Raw genomic sequence first — 16,101 nt, 5'->3', positions numbered from 1 at the left:
GGGTGTGGCTTGTGGCATTTTTTGCCTCGTTGCAGGATTGGCTTCGACACCCATTTTCCTACTATAAAGCAACTGCTTAGGCCACTCCCGCCAACCCTTCTAACTAAGCACGGTGAATAAGACGGGCTAGCGGTTCCCGAAGGTTACGACATGATCGAAGCGGCGGCTTTGCCGGAGACGCTTTTTACCGTTTGGACCAATCTGTTCGAGCGCGCCTATGTCGTCGCTGGCGATACAGTGCTGGTACACGGGGGGACGAGCGGCATTGCGACCATGGCGATCCGCCTGTGCAATCTGTTCGACATCGACATCATCGTCACATGCGGATCGGATGACAAGTGCAAGGCCGCGCTGGATTGGGGCGCGACCCATGCCATCAATTATCGCGATGCTGACTATGTCGCCGAAGTAAATCGGATTACGGACGGTGCCGGGGTGCAGGCTGTACTCGATATGGTGGGCGGCGATTACGTGCTGCGCAATCTTGCCTGTCTCGCGCCGGACGGCCGTCATGTTTCGATCGCTGTTCTGGGAGGACCGAAGGCTGAAATCTTCATCCCGCAAATCATGCAGAACCGGTTGACGCTTACTGGTTCCACGCTGCGTGCGCGCTCCGTGGCCTTCAAGGGACTGGTAGCCGATGAGTTGGTCCGTACGGTCTGGCCCTTCGTCGAGCGCGGCAAGCTACGTCCGGCCATGGATCGTACCTTCCCCTTGGAACTGGCCTCCGCCGCTCACGCGCGGATGGAAGCGGGCGACCATGTGGGTAAAATCGTGCTTATCGTCAGCAGTTCGGTTTAGACCTTCAAGTAGTATTTCCGTCATATTTCAACTTAAAATGTAACAGAGTGAAGCTATTGATTCATTCCCGAGGACGTTATCCTTGGGAGTGCACATGGATAAGATTACCCGCCTGCCGTTTCTGGCCGACGTTGACGATCTGGATCACGTAGATCTTCTGGTGCCGGAAAGCGATGTTGAAGGACGTCGTAAATATCGCACGGTCTGGATTTCCGATATTCATCTTGGCACCCGCGGTTGTAACGCGAAGCTGCTGATCGACTTTCTCGACAATGTCGACAGCGAGACGATGTATCTTGTCGGCGACATCATCGATGGTTGGCGGCTGAAAAAGCGGTTCTACTGGCCCGCCGCGCATAACGATATCGTCTGGCGCATCATGAAGCGCGCAAAACGCGGCACTCGCGTCGTTTATATCCCCGGCAATCATGATGAAATGTTCCGCCAGTTCACCGGCCTCAATTTCGGCGGCGTCGAAATTCGGCGCAAGGCGATCCATGAGACGGCGGACGGTCGGAAACTTCTGGTTTTGCATGGCGATGAGTTCGACACCATCATGCTTGCGCATCGCTGGCTCGCCTTTGTGGGCGACGCAGCCTATCACGCACTGATGAGCCTCAACCTCTGGGTCAACAAGGTGCGTAACTGGTTCGATCTGCCCTATTGGTCGCTGTCAAAGATGGCCAAGCACAAAGTCAAGAATGCTGTCGAATTCATCTCCAAGTTCGAGGAAGTGGTGGCGCATGAGGCCGGTACGCGCGGCGTCCATGGTGTCGTTTGCGGGCATATCCACAATGCCGAAATCCGCGAAATCGCTGGCATTGAATATTATAATGACGGCGATTGGGTGGAAGGCTGCACGGCTCTGGTCGAACATATGGACGGCCATATGGAAGTCCTCCACTGGGCGGATGAGATTGCTGCGCGTGAAGCGGCAAAGGCTGCCGAAGCTGCGCGTGCCCAGGAACTGATGGCGGCATGAAGGCCAGCGGCCCCCAACGCATCGTCATCGTAACCGACGCATGGACGCCGCAGGTCAACGGTGTCGTCCGCACGCTGCAATCGGTCAGCGCGGAGTTACGGACGATGGGGCATCAGGTGCAGATTATCTCGCCCGATCAATATGGGTCCATTCCGTGCCCTACCTATCCCGAAATCCGGCTGGCGCTGGCACGTGCACGGACCATCGGGCGGGTGATTGCGGATTTTCAGGCCGATGCCGTGCATCTGGCAACGGAAGGTCCGCTGTGCTTGGCGGCGCGCCATTGGTGCCTGCGTAATCGGGTACCGTTCACCACGGCCTATCACACCCATTTCCCCGATTATGTCGCCAAGCGAACCGGACTGCCGGCGTCATGGTTCTGGCGCTATATCCGCTGGTTCCATGGGCCTGCACAGTCCGTACTCGTGTCCACGCGCTCCGTTCGTGAGCAATTGCGCGCCCATGGCATAGCGCAGGTTCGGCCATGGGGCAGGGGGGTCGACCAGACCGGATTTGGCCCAGACGTACAGCCGCATCCTGCCTTTGCTAACCTCCCGCGACCGATCCAGCTCTATGTGGGGCGCGTCGCCATTGAGAAAAATCTGGAAGCCTTTCTCCAAAACGGCCATCCTGGCACTAAGGTAGTCGTAGGCGACGGCCCGGCCCGCGCCGCGCTGGAGCAGCAATTTCCCGATGCGCTGTTCCTGGGGGCGTTATCTGGACCCGACCTCACGGGTACTTATTCAGGTGCCGATGTGTTTGTCTTCCCTAGCCGCACCGACACCTTCGGCCTCGTCATGATTGAGGCGCTGGCCTGCGGGACCCCCGTTGCGGCATATCCCGTCACCGGTCCGGTCGATATCGTAACGCCGGAAACCGGGGGTCTTTCCGAAACGCTGGAGGACGCCATTGCCCAAGCATTGACCCGCGACCGGGATGCCTGCGCGGCCTATGGCCGTTGCTTCACATGGAGAGTGAGCGCCAGTCAGTTTCTTGCGGGGCTACATCCGGTGGAACCGGGAGCGCTCGCCGACGCAGCCTGAGTCCACATTCCAACGCTTTTCCTTGCTGTCTGCATTAGATTGGATTACATATCCGCTACGACAGGCCGTCCCGCGAGGGGCGGCCCTTATTGTTTGTAGTTTCGGAGAGCTTACGTGTCCCAGCCGCTCATGCCTCATGCGACCGCCAGTTGGCTGGTCGACAATACTGCCCTCAGCTTTGAGCAGATTGCTGAATTCTGTGGCCTGCACATCCTGGAAATCCAAGCGATTGCAGATGACACCGCGGCCACAAAATATACCGGCCGCGATCCCGTGCGCGCCCATGAATTGACGATGGACGAAATCCACAAGGGTGAAGCCAATCCCGATTATCGCCTGATCATTCAGAAGGGGCCGGAACCCGTCCGTCGCACCAAGGGTCCGCGCTATACGCCGGTGTCGAAGCGTCAGGACAAGCCGGACGGTATCGCCTGGATCATCCGCAACCACCCGGAAATCTCCGATGGTGCCATTGGCAACCTGATCGGCACTACGCGCACCACCATTCAGGCGATCCGTGAACGCAGCCATTGGAACATTGCCAACATCACGCCGAAGGATCCGGTGACGCTGGGTCTCTGCTCGCAGCGGGAGCTGGACGCACTGGTGACGAAGGCCGCGAAGAAAGCAGGTATCGAAGCGCCCACCGACCTCCGTCTGGATGGCGACCGCGCCGCCCTGATCGAAGAGTTGCGCCGCGAACGCGACGACAACGTACGTCGTGCCGAAGAAGCGCTGCATGCCGAATCCGCCGAGCATGCTGCCGCGGAATTCATCAACGAAGCGGCAACGATCATCGACCCGTTCAGCAGCAACAAGGGCGAAGTCTGAATCGCCACTAACGGCAGCAATGCCAGTGAATAAAATTAGCGGGGTGCGATGCCGTTACGGCATCGCACCCTTTTTTATGCGTCCCGCTCTTTGTAGCAATTGTCGGGATTTTACCGGATTGCCAGCCTGATTATCTCCACTTACACCTATGTAAATGGAGAGCGAAAACATCATCTGGAACAGCCATTATAATCATCCGACACGGTGGGATCAGTCGTTCCCGCCATTGTCGTTGACGGACATGTTCATCGATAGTGCCACTGCCCATCCGCAGGCGCATCTCATCGATTTCATGGGACGCAAGTATAGCTACGCAGAATGCCTCGACGGAGTGCGGCGCGTCGCCTGCGGACTACAGGCTATGGGCGTGCAAAAGGGGGACCGGATCGGTCTCTACTTGCCCAATGTACCGCATTATGTCGCCGCCTATTATGGCGCGCTGATGGCCGGGACCACGGTTGTCAATTTCTCTCCCCTCTACACTGCGGCGGAGTTGTCGCATCAGGTGGAGGACAGCGGGACAAAAATTCTCTTCACGCTGTCGGCCAAGGCATTATTGCCCACGGCACTGAAAGTTCTCGAAAGCAGTAGCCTCGAGAAACTGGTCGTCGGCTCAATCGCGGGAGCGTTGCCGACCACGAAATCCCTTTTCTATCGATTGTTCAAGAAGGCCGATAGCGTCGAGCGCCCGAACGATCCGCGTGTCATCGCCTTTTCCAAGCTCATCGCCAACAAAGGCGCTTGTGCCGTTGCGCCGATCGATCCGGTCAATGACATTGCGTTGTTGCAATATACCGGAGGCACTACTGGCCAGCCCAAGGGTGCGATGCTGACCCACCAGAATTTGAGCGCCAATGCGCGTCAGGTGGAAGCCGTCGATCCTCGTCGCGATCAGGCGGATCGGATCATCGGCGTCCTCCCCTTCTTTCACGTTTTCGCCAATACTTGTGTCCTCAATCGCACCGTACTGAACGGTGGAGAGATTGTGATGCTGCCGCGCTTCGAAGCCGTGCAGGTGCTGGCTGCAATCGGCAGAACCAAGGCAACGTCCCTGCCGGGCGTGCCGACCATGTATCAGGCGCTTCTGGATCATCCGGCCGTCGGCAATATCGATTACTCATCGCTGCGTGTGTGTATTTCTGGGGGCGCACCCTTGCCGCTGGAGGTTAAGCAGCGGTTCGAAGCGGTGACGGGTGCAAAGGTGGTCGAGGGCTATGGGCTTACCGAAAGCAGCGGTGTCGTTTCGACCAATCCTTATGAGGGATTGAACAAGACTGGCACTATCGGCCAACCTTTGCCGGGTACGCTGGTCAAGCTAGTGGACAAGGAAGACCCGACACGCCCGCCGCCGCCGGGCGAGCCGGGTGAAATCGTGTTTTCCGGCCCGCAGGTCATGAAAGGCTATTGGCAGCGGCCCGATGCCGATGGCGACGCATTCGTCGGCGAATTTCTGCGTACTGGCGATGTCGGGGAAATCGATGAGGATGGCTATATTCGCGTCGTCGATCGATTGAAGGACATGATTTCGGTTGGCGGTTTCAAAGTGTTTCCTAGTCAGATCGAGGCAATCCTGTATCACCACCCGGCAGTCAAGGAAGCATTGGTCATCGGTATTCCGGATAGCTATCGTGGCGAAATGCCCAAGGCTTTCGTGACGTTGCAAGATGGCGACGACACCCGAGTGGCAGTCGACGAAGAAAGCCTGAAACTTTGGCTGAACCCGCAATTGGGGAAGCATGAACGCGTCGCCGCTGTGGAAATCCGTACAGCTTTACCCAAGACACTGGTCGGAAAATTGTCGCGCAAGGAACTCGTTGTCGAGGAGCGTGCGCGAGCGGCTACTAAAGTATCCGCCTAGTCGCGCTGCGCTTGTCCTGCGCTGTTGTCCTCCTATCTAGGACGCAACGGAGAACATTATATGGCAGAAGAAATTGCAACGCTGGCTGGAGGCTGCTTCTGGTGCACGGAAGCGGTATATACACGGCTGAAGGGGGTTTCCTCGGTCACGAGCGGTTACATAGGTGGCACCGTTCCCGATCCAACTTATGAGCAAGTATGCAGCGGTCGCACCGGCCATGCCGAGGCGATTCGGATCGCGTTCGATCCTGAGGTTATCAGTTTTGCAGATCTGCTCGACATTCATTTCGTGACGCATGATCCAACGACTTTGAACCGCCAGGGCAATGACGTGGGCACGCAATATCGCTCCGCTATCTTTCCCCACAACGCCGGGCAGAAGGTTGCCGCGGAGCAGGCGATAGTGCGCGCGCAACCCGATCATCGCGATCCTATCGTCACAACGATCGAGCCTTTGACAGAATGGTATCCCGCCGAAGATTATCACCAGCAATATTGGGATCGCGTTGGCACTCAGAACCCTTATTGTATGGCTGTGATCCCGCCGAAGCTGAAGAAATTGCAAAGCAAATTCTCCCAACGACTGGAGGCGTGATCATCAGGCCGTTAGGGTATCCGCCGGTCGCCACGAAAACACACTAACTTACATCAGGCTGGCTGGTTTAACAGGAACTGCATCCGCTTTCATACGCTCCTCAACCATGTTGGACATTTCGTTTGGCAAGAAGGAGAGCGCCTGTGTCGACCCCGGAAAATCTCAATGATGTGTATGTCGATGAACTGAAGGATCTATGGTCCGCTAACGACCAGATGTTGAGAGTCATCAAGAAGTTCGCCACGAAAGCAAGCGATGCGTCGCTCAAAGAGATGCTTACTGAATCGCAGGAAGGGATCGCCGGCCACACAGCAATCCTGAAAGAGCTGATTGCAGGACAGAATGAGAAGGTGTCGAAGGACCATTGCAAAGGCATGGAAGGGCTTGTTGCCGAGGCAACGAAACATGTGCTTGAAGAAGGTCCTGATAAAGGGCCAGTGCTCGACGTTCTCATCATCGCACAATATCAGCGCATGACGCATTATGGCATCGCTGGGTTCGGCACGGCGGCTGCTTATGCCAAGGCTCTCGGGCTGAAAGACGACAACAAGAAACTACGCAATGCGACCAAGGATATCTACGGCGGCGACGAATATATGACGAAGCTGGCAGAATCGACCGTTAACATACAGGCTGAAGACGCATGATCTGTTGCCATCCGTGGGCTATCTCTCACGGATGGCACATCGATATGGCGTGGGAAAGGTTCTGTGCGCGCCCATATCCGCGACACAGAATCCGTGGCAAAGCGGGCTCAATACTGCCCTATAAACTTTGTCGCAGAGGAATATCAGGATGCTGTCGGCCGACTCGAAAAACTCCGCTCCACAAATGTCGGCGTAGGAATGGCTTTCCCATTTGATCAGCTTGTTCTCGTTCCCGATGACATTGACCTCTTGCGCTCACCGCTTGCCGGGCATCTATCCGTCGAGACTCATGTGCTGGGCGCTTTCAATCCGGGACTGACACGTCTCCCAAACGGCAACCTGCTAATGATGGTTCGCATAGCAGAGGCGTTGCGACATCCGGTGGTCGACGGCCATGTTCACACCATTCGATGGGAAGCCATCAAGGACGATGCACTGGGCCGCTTTGCTGTCGATGCTTGGCCCCTCGAACAGGCCGATACGACCGACCCGCGCAAATTCATGCTTTGCGGCAATAGTTGGAAGACAATGGCGCTGACGTCATTGTCGTGGCTGTTACCTGTGGAGCTTAGCCCTGACGGTCGCGAACGCATCGAGATTCACTATGACAAGGCAATTGCACCCGCGTTCGACTTTCAATGCTATGGGCTGGAGGATGCACGGATAAGCAAGGTCGGCGAACGATGGCTGATGACGACCTGTTCCGTCAGTCCGGAACGTCACGCGACTACGCTCTACAGCTCGACCAACGGCCTCGACTGGACTTTTGAAGACATTGTCCTCGATCATCAGAACAAGGACATGCTGATTTTCGAAGGCCTCATCGACAATCATTATTGGGCGCAGACTCGGCCTCTGGGCGACCTGTACTTTGCTTATCCGCCTGGCAGCGGTTGGCGCGCTGGCCCTTCGATAAACCTTGCGCTCTCTCCTGATGCCCATTTCTGGAAACCGTACCGCAAGCCTGGATTGCGGCCACATGCAACTACACGAGCGACGGAGCGAATGGGCGGGGGAACGCCCCCAATTCTGACAAAGGCTGGCTGGCTGTCATTTTGGCATGGTGTCGAGCCGAAAGACGTCGTTGGCATCTATCGAACCTACTGGTCAATTCTGGATCGGGACGATCCAAGCATCGTATTGCACACGGAAAATACGCCGTTGCTTGAAGCAAATCCGGCGCTTACTCACCCCATCGAGCATCAAATGTACGTGCACGACGTCGTGTTCACGACGGGAATCGCCAAGCATGGCGATGTTTATGTTGTAGCATCGGGTGAAGGCGACCTTGCGTGTCGTATTACGCATATCCCGTGTTCGGTATTTGCAATTGCACCGCCCACTTGATGCTCTCGGCATTGATAGGGCTATCGCGATTTGCCTATAGCGTCGCTTGCCCGGTTCATGGCATGGCGAGGCTGCAGCAGTCTTTATCTGCCATAGCCTTGTTTTGTTGACGGTTTCGGGGAGTGAATCAAATGTTTCGACAGGTAGATCGCCTCCGGCCTTTGTGGTTAGCTGCTGCAGTGGCACTGCTGATGCTGCCTGGCTGTATTGCCCGGACGGCGGTCGACATTGTGACTTTGCCGGTCAGGGCCGGGGCGCAAGCAGCGGACTGGGCGACGACCAGCCAGGACGAATCGGATCGCAACTACGGCCGTGAAATGCGCAAGAAGGAAGAGCGAGAAGGCAAGGAAATGAAGAAGCGCGACAAGGAGCGGCGTCGTGCCTGCAAGGAAGCGGGTTACGACGATTGCAATTGAACGCTGCGGTGTGTCGCCGATTGTCCCTGAAATTAAGCGGCGGCCCGTCGTAGTCTATCGTTGATTGCCATGCCGATCCCGTCTGAGGGGATGGAAGCGATGGCGATGCGTGTAGCAGCGCTGGCGTCAGCCAGATGTAGGGCAGCGAACAAGTTGGAGGCTGCCTCCCGAAGATCGGCTTCCGGACTGAGATTATAGTGGCATGCGATCAGGCCGAAGCCGATCATATATTCATCCCGTTCCGCGTTCGCCGCATTCAGGCGGAGGGGTTTGCTGGGGGCATAATGGCTCTCTAGTTGCCCCGGCGCTTCAACAGCTTCCATCGGAACATACTGTTGCGCAACGACGACAGGTAGGCCGCTCGCTTTTTCCAGCATCTCGGGCGTGACCGACCCGGGGCGCAGCATGCGAATGCGCTGCTCTTCTGGCGCGACAATGGTCGATTCAAGCCCTTCGCTGGTTGGTCCTGCATCTAGTATCATACGAACCCTGCCGCCCAGGCTCGCCAATACATGCTCTGCGCGCGTTGGGCTTATAGATCCGCTGGCATTGGCCGACGGTGCGGCGAGGGGTTTGCCACTTTCGCGGATAAGGCTGAGCATCGCTGGATGGGCGGGCATGCGCAGTGCAATGGTCGCAAGACCCGCCGTAACGCGCGGTGCGATGTTGCTGTCTGCGCGCAGCGGAAGGACCATCGTTAGCGGCCCGGGCCAGAACGCATTTGCCAACATGTCCGCAGTGCGATTTAAGGTGGCGATCCGCTCGGCCATGCCCCGATCCGCCACATGGACAATCAGCGGGTTAAAGCCCGGTCGCCCCTTCGCTGCAAAAATCGCTGCAACGGCCAGATCGTCGGTGGCATCTGCTGCAAGGCCATACACAGTCTCTGTCGGCACCGCGACAGGTTCCCCAGCGCGGATCAGCGTTGCTGCCTCACGCAGCGCAGCGGTGTCATATCGGCATATGCGCGTGGTAAAATAGGGTTGGGAAATGGTCACTGTCCCGCGCTATAGCTTTGCTCACGCTCGCTTAGAAGCGCAAAGCGTCAAAACCGTTACGCTTGCTGCACATCCTTCTCGCCGATAGAGCGCCATGTATGACAGATCCCGCCCTTAGCCGCATTGCCGACGCTCTTGAAGCATTGGTCCGTAACGTATCGCCTGCGTCCGTCACTCCGGTTGATCTGAATGTTGCGCCTGCCTACCACTGGGATGGGATAGCGATCCGGCCGGTGGATGCCTTTGCACCGGTCGCATTCGATTTGCTGTCCGGCATCGATGCGCAAAAGTCCGCCTTGCTTGAAAACAGCCGTCGCCATGCAGCGGGATATCCCGCGCACGATGCATTGCTATGGGGCGCGCGTGGCACGGGTAAGTCAGCAACTGTGGCAGCCTGCGTAGCGCGGTTACAGGGGGCGGGGCAGGACATTGCTCTCGTCCAGTGCGCCACCGACAGTCTGGCGAGCCTGCCGGCGTTATTTGCCTTGCTGCGTGGATCGACACGGCCCTTCATCCTGTTTCTCGATGATCTGGGCTTTGACGACGATGGCGGCGACGCCCGGTCGTTGCGATCGTTACTGGAGGGTGGCGCCACGGCGCGTCCTGCCAACGTTCGCCTCTACGTCACGTCAAACCGGCGGCACATCCTGCCGCGCTATCTGAACGAGCAAGACGACCCTATCAATGTGCGCGATGTCGTCGATGACAAGATGGCCCTATCGGATCGCTTCGGCCTTAGCCTCGGGTTTCACAATCTCGATCAGGATGCCTATCTGGCTATCGTGTCGGGCTATGCGCGGCGCTTCGATCTCCGTTTCGAACCGCTGGATGCTATCCAATGGGCGACCCAGCGCGGCAGCAGATCGGGCCGGGTCGCATGGCAATATGTTGTCGAACTGGCGGGGCGGGCAGGGAAGTCGCTTACTTCCTGACCCGCCAGATTATGCCACCTACATCGTCGCTGACCAGAACCGCGCCTTTTTGATCGATCAGGACATCGACGGGGCGGCCACGGGCGTCACCGTCCTTGTCGAGGAAACCGGTCAGCAGGTCGACAGGTTTCCCGGTTGCCTGACCATCAGCGGTGAACGGTACGAACATCACCTTGTACCCTGCGGCGGGTTTGCGGTTCCAACTGCCATGCAAACCGACGAAGGCTCCGCGGTCGAAGGGGGCTCCAAGCGCTGCGCCGTTGGCGAAGGTCAGCCCCAAAGGTGCGACATGGTTGCCCAGCGCGTAGTCTGGACGGTGGGTGTATTCCCGCAGTTCCGGTCGCTCGGGCTGAACGCGGCGGTCTTCGTAGCCGCCCCAATATATCCAGGGCCAACCATAGAAGCCGCCAAATTCGACGCGGGTGAGATAGTCGGGGACGAGGTCGCTACCAAGCATGTCGCGTTCATTAACGACGGCCCACAGCTCCTTGCTCGACGGTTCCCAAGCCATGCCGACAGGATTGCGCAAGCCGCTTGCATATATACGCTTATCTCCGGTCTTGAGGTTCAGTTCATAAATGGCAGCGCGGTTTTCTTCCTTGTCGAGACCATTTTCGCCTATGTTGCTGTTCGATCCAACCGCAATGTACAGTAACCTGCCATCGGGGCTGGCGAGCAGGTTCTTCGTCCAATGCATATTGGGCGCCAACGATGGCAGGTTCATCACCTTGCGGCCCTTGGCGGTGATCTTCGTTTCGCCGGTCTTGTAGGGGAAGGCCATCAGGGCATCGGTGTTGGCGACGTACAAAGTGTCGCCCGCCAAGGCCATGCCGTAAGGCGAATTAAGGCCTGTCAGGAAGGCTGTCTTCACTTCGGCCTTGCCGTCGCCATCGGCGTCGCGCAGCAAAGTGATACGGTTAGGCGAGGCGACTCCTGCGCCTGCTTTCGCCATCAACCACCCCATGATCATGTCTTTGAGGCCGGTCGCTTCACCCTTGGGGCCATTGGTCTCTGCAACCAGTATGTCGCCATTGGGTAGGCGCATCATGGAACGGGGGTGGACGAGGCCTTCGGTAAAGCGTTCGACGGTCAGCCCCTTGGCAGCATCAGGCTTTTCCCCGGCCTTCCATCCCACCACATCGGCAATGTTGACGGTTGGGATGATTTCCCGGCGCGCAAGGGTGAAGTTGGGCGTGCGCCCAATGTCTTCGCCCGGCTTCAATTGGGCCGTGTCGCCCCGCGCCATATAGAAGATGCCGCCTGCCGCGACGGCAAGAATGACGAGGAGCAGAGCCAGGTATTTTTTCATGGGAATGATCTAGGTCGGCACGCTTCCTCCCGCAAGCGTCGTCAGCAGAAATCCCGTGCTATTGACCGCGTTCGCGCAGCCATAACAGCACTGCGATCAAAATGCCGGTGCCGACGCCCACCAACAAGCCGATGGTCGGTTGTCCCAACAGCCCGCCACCGATAACGCCTCCAATAGCCAGAAATGCGATGATGGCGCCGGCGCCGGTCGGGTTCTTTCGTACAGGTGTCGTCATGAAGCCTCCTTGCCATGCTTCACTACGGGACGCCAGATGTCCCGGAACGGTGCATATGTCCCGATATGGCATGTAGATAACGTCTCGTTGACTATCGAAGCCCGCAGCAACCGCCCATCCCGCAGTTCTGGCATGATGTGTGAACATCGGAGCCAGCAACAACCGTCCGGGGTTCACCCGGCGTCACATGAGGGCATTCATGCTGCTACCCTATTTGTCTGATCGCGCGAGTGTCGATGATGCCGCGGAGCTCATGGCCATGTATGGCGACGATGCTGCATATGAAGCCGTGATCCGCGCCGATCACAGCCGCGATCTGGGCAACCACATTCACTTTTGCCGCTGGCGCCAAATCGAGCGGCTGATCCTGTTGCTGTCGATCGAACTGCCGTTAGGTACGCTGCACTAAAGCGTCAGAGCTTCAGGCCTGCGGTCTGCTCAAGGCCCGCAAGGATGTTGAGGTTCTGCACCGCTGCACCTGCTGCACCCTTTCCAAGATTATCGAGCGCAGCGACCAGTCGCACCTGTGTTCCCGCTTCATTGGCGAAGACGAAAAGGTCGAGCCGGTCGCTGTTCGCGCAGCGTTCGACGGTCAGGGTCGACGCGCCATAGTCTTCTACCAGGCGGACGATAGGCGATCCCGCATAATGGTCGCGCAAGGCAGCGCGCATCGCGGCGGGGGAGGGGGTGCCCGGCATCGCTCCTATCGGTAATGGTATGTCCACGATCATCCCCCGATGCAACGGAACTACCGCAGGCGCGAATATCGGTGAGATCGTCAGCCCACAATGCGCCTGCATTTCCGGCACATGCTTGTGACTAAGGCCAAGGGCGTAAGATGAATAAGTCGATACGTGCAAAGTGCTTTCATAATCCGCGATCATGGCTTTGCCGCCACCGGAATAACCCGACACTGCGTTACATGCGAGCGGCCAGTCGGCGGGGATCAGTCCTGCGCGCACCAGTGGGGCGACAAGGGCAATGAATCCCGTGGAGTAGCAGCCGGGGTTGCTAATTCGTTTCGATGTCGAAACGATATCATGCCCTGATATTTCGGGGAAGCCATAGACCCAGCCGGGCGCAACACGGTGCGCAGTGGACGCATCGATAACCTTCGTCCGATCATTGTCGATCAGCGAAACGGCCTCACGCGCGGCATCGTCCGGCAGGCACAGGATTACGATGTCGGCATCGTTCAGGGCCCGCTTGCGTGCGTTGGCATCCTTGCGCTCGACATCGGACAAGGTGATCAGCGAAAGCTCGGCGCGATCGGCCAGCCTTTCCCGGATTTCCAGGCCAGTCGTTCCAGCCGCACCGTCGATGAAGACATTTGTGCTCATCGGCTTATTCTCCGCCGCGTAAGTATCGGTTGATGATGATCCGGTGCCAACCGTGCGACGACATCCGCCAGTGGTTCTATGACGGTTGTCATCCAATAGGCATTGGCATGCAGCAATCGGCTTTCATCCATCATCATCCCGACATGGCCGGGGAAGAAAATGAAGTCGCCCCGCTGGAGTGTTTCTTCGTCGGATAATACCGTGCCTATGCTTTCGCGCTGCAAGTCTGTATCGCGCGGCACAGACTTGCCGCACTGAGCCAAGGCGATCTGGACGAGGCCAGAGCAATCCACGCCCTGATGCCCACGCCCGCCCCAGATATAGGGCTGGCCCAGATAGTGTTCGGCAACCGCAACCCAGTCATTCTCCAGAATTATCGCATCGGTAGCATGACGTTGATGTACGAACCCTTCGGCACAGCACAGAAACGCGCCTTCGACAGTTGCCGGAAACACCGACCCACGCGGCCAATAATCCACGATCCGCGACTTTATATCAGGATCGGAGAAGACCGGAGCCAGCGATGTGGATATACGATGCGTCGCGGTTTCCCGTACGTCCAGCGCTTCGCGTCGCACATAGCCGACATAGCCGTCATGCCCGCAGAAACCCCAGGCCCAGTCGGCTGTGACATCCAGGACATGGAAAATTTCGCCCCGCAGCAGTTGCGTAACGCATTCGGCTCCGACCGATTTGGCGGATTGCACGGGCGCTCCGGGCCATACGCAACTCATTTCGACCGCGCGCGCATAATGTGCAGAGAACAGAACACCCGCCAACGACATATCGGCAAGGTCGCTGCGAATGGCGTGAACGCGCTTGTCTAAAACTGCTGAACGGCCCTGAAGCTTGAATCGCGTGCGGTCAGGCTGCGCGCTCGGCGCTTTTGCTTCGGTGTCGTTCATCGCGGTTCGTTCCTGCGATGAAACCGTTGAATCCGTCAAGAAAATCTGCCCCTTTGGATGTCCGCGCGACGAAGATATTCCGTCGGTCGGCCACGTCGCGTTCGCGGCGCAGATAGCTTAGAGCAGACAGCTTGTTAAGAGCGCGTGTAATTACGGGTTTCGATACGTTCAGCGCCTCTGCCAAACCGCGAACCGTGTGTGGTCCCGGCTCGACATATACCTTCATCATCAACGCCATCTGACGGTTCGTAAGGTCCGGTTCGCCCGAGCGGACATAGTCGACGAGCGTCTGCATCCACTTGTCGAGCATCGGGGTCGTGCTGCGCTGTGCACGGGCGTTGTCGTTGGGGGCTGCCTGAACTTCCATGGCACCGTAACGCACAACATCAGGTCCGGTTGCGTAACGGGCAGCGGGGCTATCAAATTCCTATTACGCCTCTCGGACATAACGCGCCTGCAACATCGCGAATGCCGCGCGCAGTCCCAGAGCATCGCCACCCTTGGGACGCCCCGGCTTTGCAGAAGGGCGCCATGCGAAGGTGTCGAAATGCGCCCAGGCTATCGTATCGGCTACGAACTTCTGCAAAAAGAGCGCTGCCGTGATCGACCCGGCAAAGCCGCCTTCACCCGCATTGTTGACGTCTGCAATGTCGGATTTCAACATGTCGCCATAGGCGCCCCATAATGGCAAACGCCACAGCGGGTCGTCGGCATTGGTCCCCGCCTGGATCAGCGCTTGTGCCATTGGTTCGTCGTTAGAAAAAAGGGCCGGCAAGTCCGGACCCAATGCAACGCGCGCAGCGCCGGTGAGCGTTGCAAAGTCCAGTATCAACTCGGGGCTATCCTCGACCGCCTTCGTTAGTGCGTCGCCCAGCACCAGTCGCCCTTCGGCATCCGTATTGCCGATTTCGACGGTCAGCCCCTTGCGCGTCGCCAATACATCGCCCGGCCGAAACGCGTTGCCGCTGATGGCATTTTCCACGGCCGGGACAAGGACATGGAGATGCACGGGCAAACGGCTGGCCATAACCAGCTTGGCCAGCGCCAGAGCATGCGCCGCGCCGCCCATATCCTTCTTCATGATGCGCATGCCCGCGGATGGTTTGATGTCCAGACCGCCGCTGTCGAAACAGACGCCCTTGCCGACGATGGCGATTTTGGGGTGTTTGGGATCGCCCCATGTCAGTTCGATCAAGCGTGGCGCGAAGGCGCGGTCCGCTGCGCGCCCTACGGCATGGATCATGGGATAGCCTGTTGCGAGTGCATCCCCCTGGGTCACGTCCATCCGCGCGCCATAAGCCGATGCGATGGCACCGGCGGCTTCCTCTAGATGCGGCGGTCCCATGTCGGCGGCGGGCGTGTTTACCATGTCGCGAACCATAGCGACGGCTTCGGCAAGAAGGATTGCCGGCTCGATCCGCCGTACATCGTCGGTCAACAGGACACGCGCGCCTATTGGGGTGTCATCGCGGCGATATCGTTCGAAGCCATATTGCGCGGTCAGCCAACCCAGCATGGCCGGACCGGGACGGCGTTCGCTCAGTCGATATGTGCCAGCAGGCAAGACCTCGGCAAGTTTGGCAAGGCACCAGCTCGACAGGCTATCGACATTCGCCACGCCCGATACCACGGACCATTCGTCTGCCCGATCCCCAGGCAATATCGCATATTCATAGCCTTTGCCGCTAAACTTCTGCGCCGTTACTGCGGTCCGGGCTCGTTCCGGCTGTGCTTTGAGCCATTCGGTAAAGCTGTTGCCGTCAACCAGCTGTATGGAACGCGCGGGCTGTCCGCTGTCGGCTTTGAGCAGTTCGCTAAAATCGGTCATTGCACCGATGTAGGGCAAAGGTGGCAGGCACGAAA

Annotated in this window: 17 protein-coding genes and 1 pseudogene; 11 read left to right on the top strand and 7 right to left on the bottom strand. The window is 58.1% G+C overall.

Annotation, left to right across the window (positions count from 1 at the left end; translation table 11 throughout):
* Nucleotides 1–126: 126 nt before the first annotated feature.
* The 9 genes and pseudogenes from QMG56_RS20415 to QMG56_RS20375 form a co-directional block, all read left to right on the top strand.
* Nucleotides 127–801, top strand: a pseudogene (locus QMG56_RS20415) (zinc-binding dehydrogenase); the annotation flags it as partial.
* A 94-nt stretch (nt 802–895) separates the two neighbouring features.
* Complete coding sequence (locus tag QMG56_RS20410) at nt 896–1,783, top strand: UDP-2,3-diacylglucosamine diphosphatase (RefSeq protein WP_230189428.1); 888 nt, start codon at nt 896–898, stop codon at nt 1,781–1,783.
* Complete coding sequence (locus QMG56_RS20405; protein WP_281824482.1) at nt 1,780–2,826, top strand: glycosyltransferase family 1 protein; 1,047 nt, start codon at nt 1,780–1,782, stop codon at nt 2,824–2,826. The genes QMG56_RS20410 and QMG56_RS20405 overlap by 4 nt, the downstream gene beginning before the upstream one ends.
* 129 nt (nt 2,827–2,955) lie before the next feature.
* The gene (locus QMG56_RS20400) at nt 2,956–3,657 is read left to right on the top strand and encodes a DUF1013 domain-containing protein (protein WP_281824487.1); all 702 of its coding nucleotides are present in this window, start codon (nt 2,956–2,958) and stop codon (nt 3,655–3,657) included.
* 154 nt (nt 3,658–3,811) lie between these two features.
* Nucleotides 3,812–5,515 carry a long-chain fatty acid--CoA ligase gene (locus QMG56_RS20395; RefSeq protein WP_281824480.1) on the top strand — a complete coding sequence of 568 codons (1,704 nt, stop codon included), beginning with the start codon at nt 3,812–3,814 and terminating at the stop codon, nt 5,513–5,515.
* A gap of 60 nt (nt 5,516–5,575) precedes the next feature.
* Nucleotides 5,576–6,109 (top strand): peptide-methionine (S)-S-oxide reductase MsrA, encoded by a 534-nt coding sequence (msrA, locus tag QMG56_RS20390; RefSeq protein ID WP_230189431.1) that lies wholly within the window; start codon nt 5,576–5,578, stop codon nt 6,107–6,109.
* A 143-nt stretch (nt 6,110–6,252) separates the two neighbouring features.
* Nucleotides 6,253–6,756 carry a ferritin-like domain-containing protein gene (locus QMG56_RS20385; protein ID WP_230189432.1) on the top strand — a complete coding sequence of 168 codons (504 nt, stop codon included), beginning with the start codon at nt 6,253–6,255 and terminating at the stop codon, nt 6,754–6,756.
* 198 nt (nt 6,757–6,954) lie between these two features.
* On the top strand, nt 6,955–8,103 hold the full coding sequence (locus tag QMG56_RS20380; RefSeq protein ID WP_281824477.1) for a glycosidase: 1,149 nt from the start codon (nt 6,955–6,957) through the stop codon (nt 8,101–8,103).
* A 131-nt stretch (nt 8,104–8,234) separates the two neighbouring features.
* A complete protein-coding gene (locus tag QMG56_RS20375; protein WP_375713736.1) occupies nt 8,235–8,519 on the top strand; it encodes a hypothetical protein in 285 nt (94 codons plus the stop codon).
* Between the two features lie 32 nt (nt 8,520–8,551).
* On the opposite strand, the gene QMG56_RS20370 is transcribed toward QMG56_RS20375, so the two are convergent.
* Nucleotides 8,552–9,517, bottom strand: a complete 966-nt coding sequence (locus QMG56_RS20370) for an L-threonylcarbamoyladenylate synthase (RefSeq protein ID WP_281824475.1) — start codon at nt 9,515–9,517, stop codon at nt 8,552–8,554.
* Between the two features lie 98 nt (nt 9,518–9,615).
* On the opposite strand from QMG56_RS20370, the gene QMG56_RS20365 reads away from it, so the two are divergent.
* Nucleotides 9,616–10,449, top strand: coding sequence for an ATP-binding protein (locus QMG56_RS20365; protein WP_281824474.1), 834 nt, complete (start codon nt 9,616–9,618; stop codon nt 10,447–10,449).
* On the opposite strand, the gene QMG56_RS20360 is transcribed toward QMG56_RS20365, so the two are convergent.
* Nucleotides 10,439–11,758, bottom strand: coding sequence for a sorbosone dehydrogenase family protein (locus QMG56_RS20360; RefSeq protein ID WP_281824472.1), 1,320 nt, complete (start codon nt 11,756–11,758; stop codon nt 10,439–10,441). The genes QMG56_RS20365 and QMG56_RS20360 overlap by 11 nt on opposite strands.
* Nucleotides 11,759–11,816: 58 nt before the next feature.
* On the bottom strand, nt 11,817–11,993 hold the full coding sequence (locus QMG56_RS20355; protein ID WP_230189437.1) for a hypothetical protein: 177 nt from the start codon (nt 11,991–11,993) through the stop codon (nt 11,817–11,819).
* Between the two features lie 199 nt (nt 11,994–12,192).
* On the opposite strand from QMG56_RS20355, the gene QMG56_RS20350 reads away from it, so the two are divergent.
* Nucleotides 12,193–12,402, top strand: a complete 210-nt coding sequence (locus QMG56_RS20350; RefSeq protein WP_230189438.1) for a hypothetical protein — start codon at nt 12,193–12,195, stop codon at nt 12,400–12,402.
* Between the two features lie 4 nt (nt 12,403–12,406).
* On the opposite strand, the gene argC is transcribed toward QMG56_RS20350, so the two are convergent.
* The 4 genes from argC to QMG56_RS20330 form a co-directional block, all read right to left on the bottom strand.
* On the bottom strand, nt 12,407–13,333 hold the full coding sequence (gene argC / locus QMG56_RS20345) for an N-acetyl-gamma-glutamyl-phosphate reductase (protein ID WP_281824470.1): 927 nt from the start codon (nt 13,331–13,333) through the stop codon (nt 12,407–12,409).
* On the bottom strand, nt 13,330–14,238 hold the full coding sequence (locus QMG56_RS20340; protein ID WP_281824468.1) for an NlpC/P60 family protein: 909 nt from the start codon (nt 14,236–14,238) through the stop codon (nt 13,330–13,332). Before QMG56_RS20340 ends, argC begins: the two co-directional genes overlap by 4 nt.
* Nucleotides 14,198–14,605, bottom strand: coding sequence for a MarR family transcriptional regulator (locus QMG56_RS20335; RefSeq protein ID WP_375713737.1), 408 nt, complete (start codon nt 14,603–14,605; stop codon nt 14,198–14,200). The genes QMG56_RS20340 and QMG56_RS20335 overlap by 41 nt, the downstream gene beginning before the upstream one ends.
* A gap of 63 nt (nt 14,606–14,668) precedes the next feature.
* Complete coding sequence (locus QMG56_RS20330) at nt 14,669–16,066, bottom strand: M17 family metallopeptidase (protein ID WP_281824466.1); 1,398 nt, start codon at nt 16,064–16,066, stop codon at nt 14,669–14,671.
* Nucleotides 16,067–16,101 lie beyond the last annotated feature (35 nt).

This window comes from Sphingobium sp. BS19 (assembly GCF_027925545.1).
Classification (GTDB): domain Bacteria; phylum Pseudomonadota; class Alphaproteobacteria; order Sphingomonadales; family Sphingomonadaceae; genus Sphingobium.
This window is presented reverse-complemented; position numbering and strand designations above follow the sequence as displayed.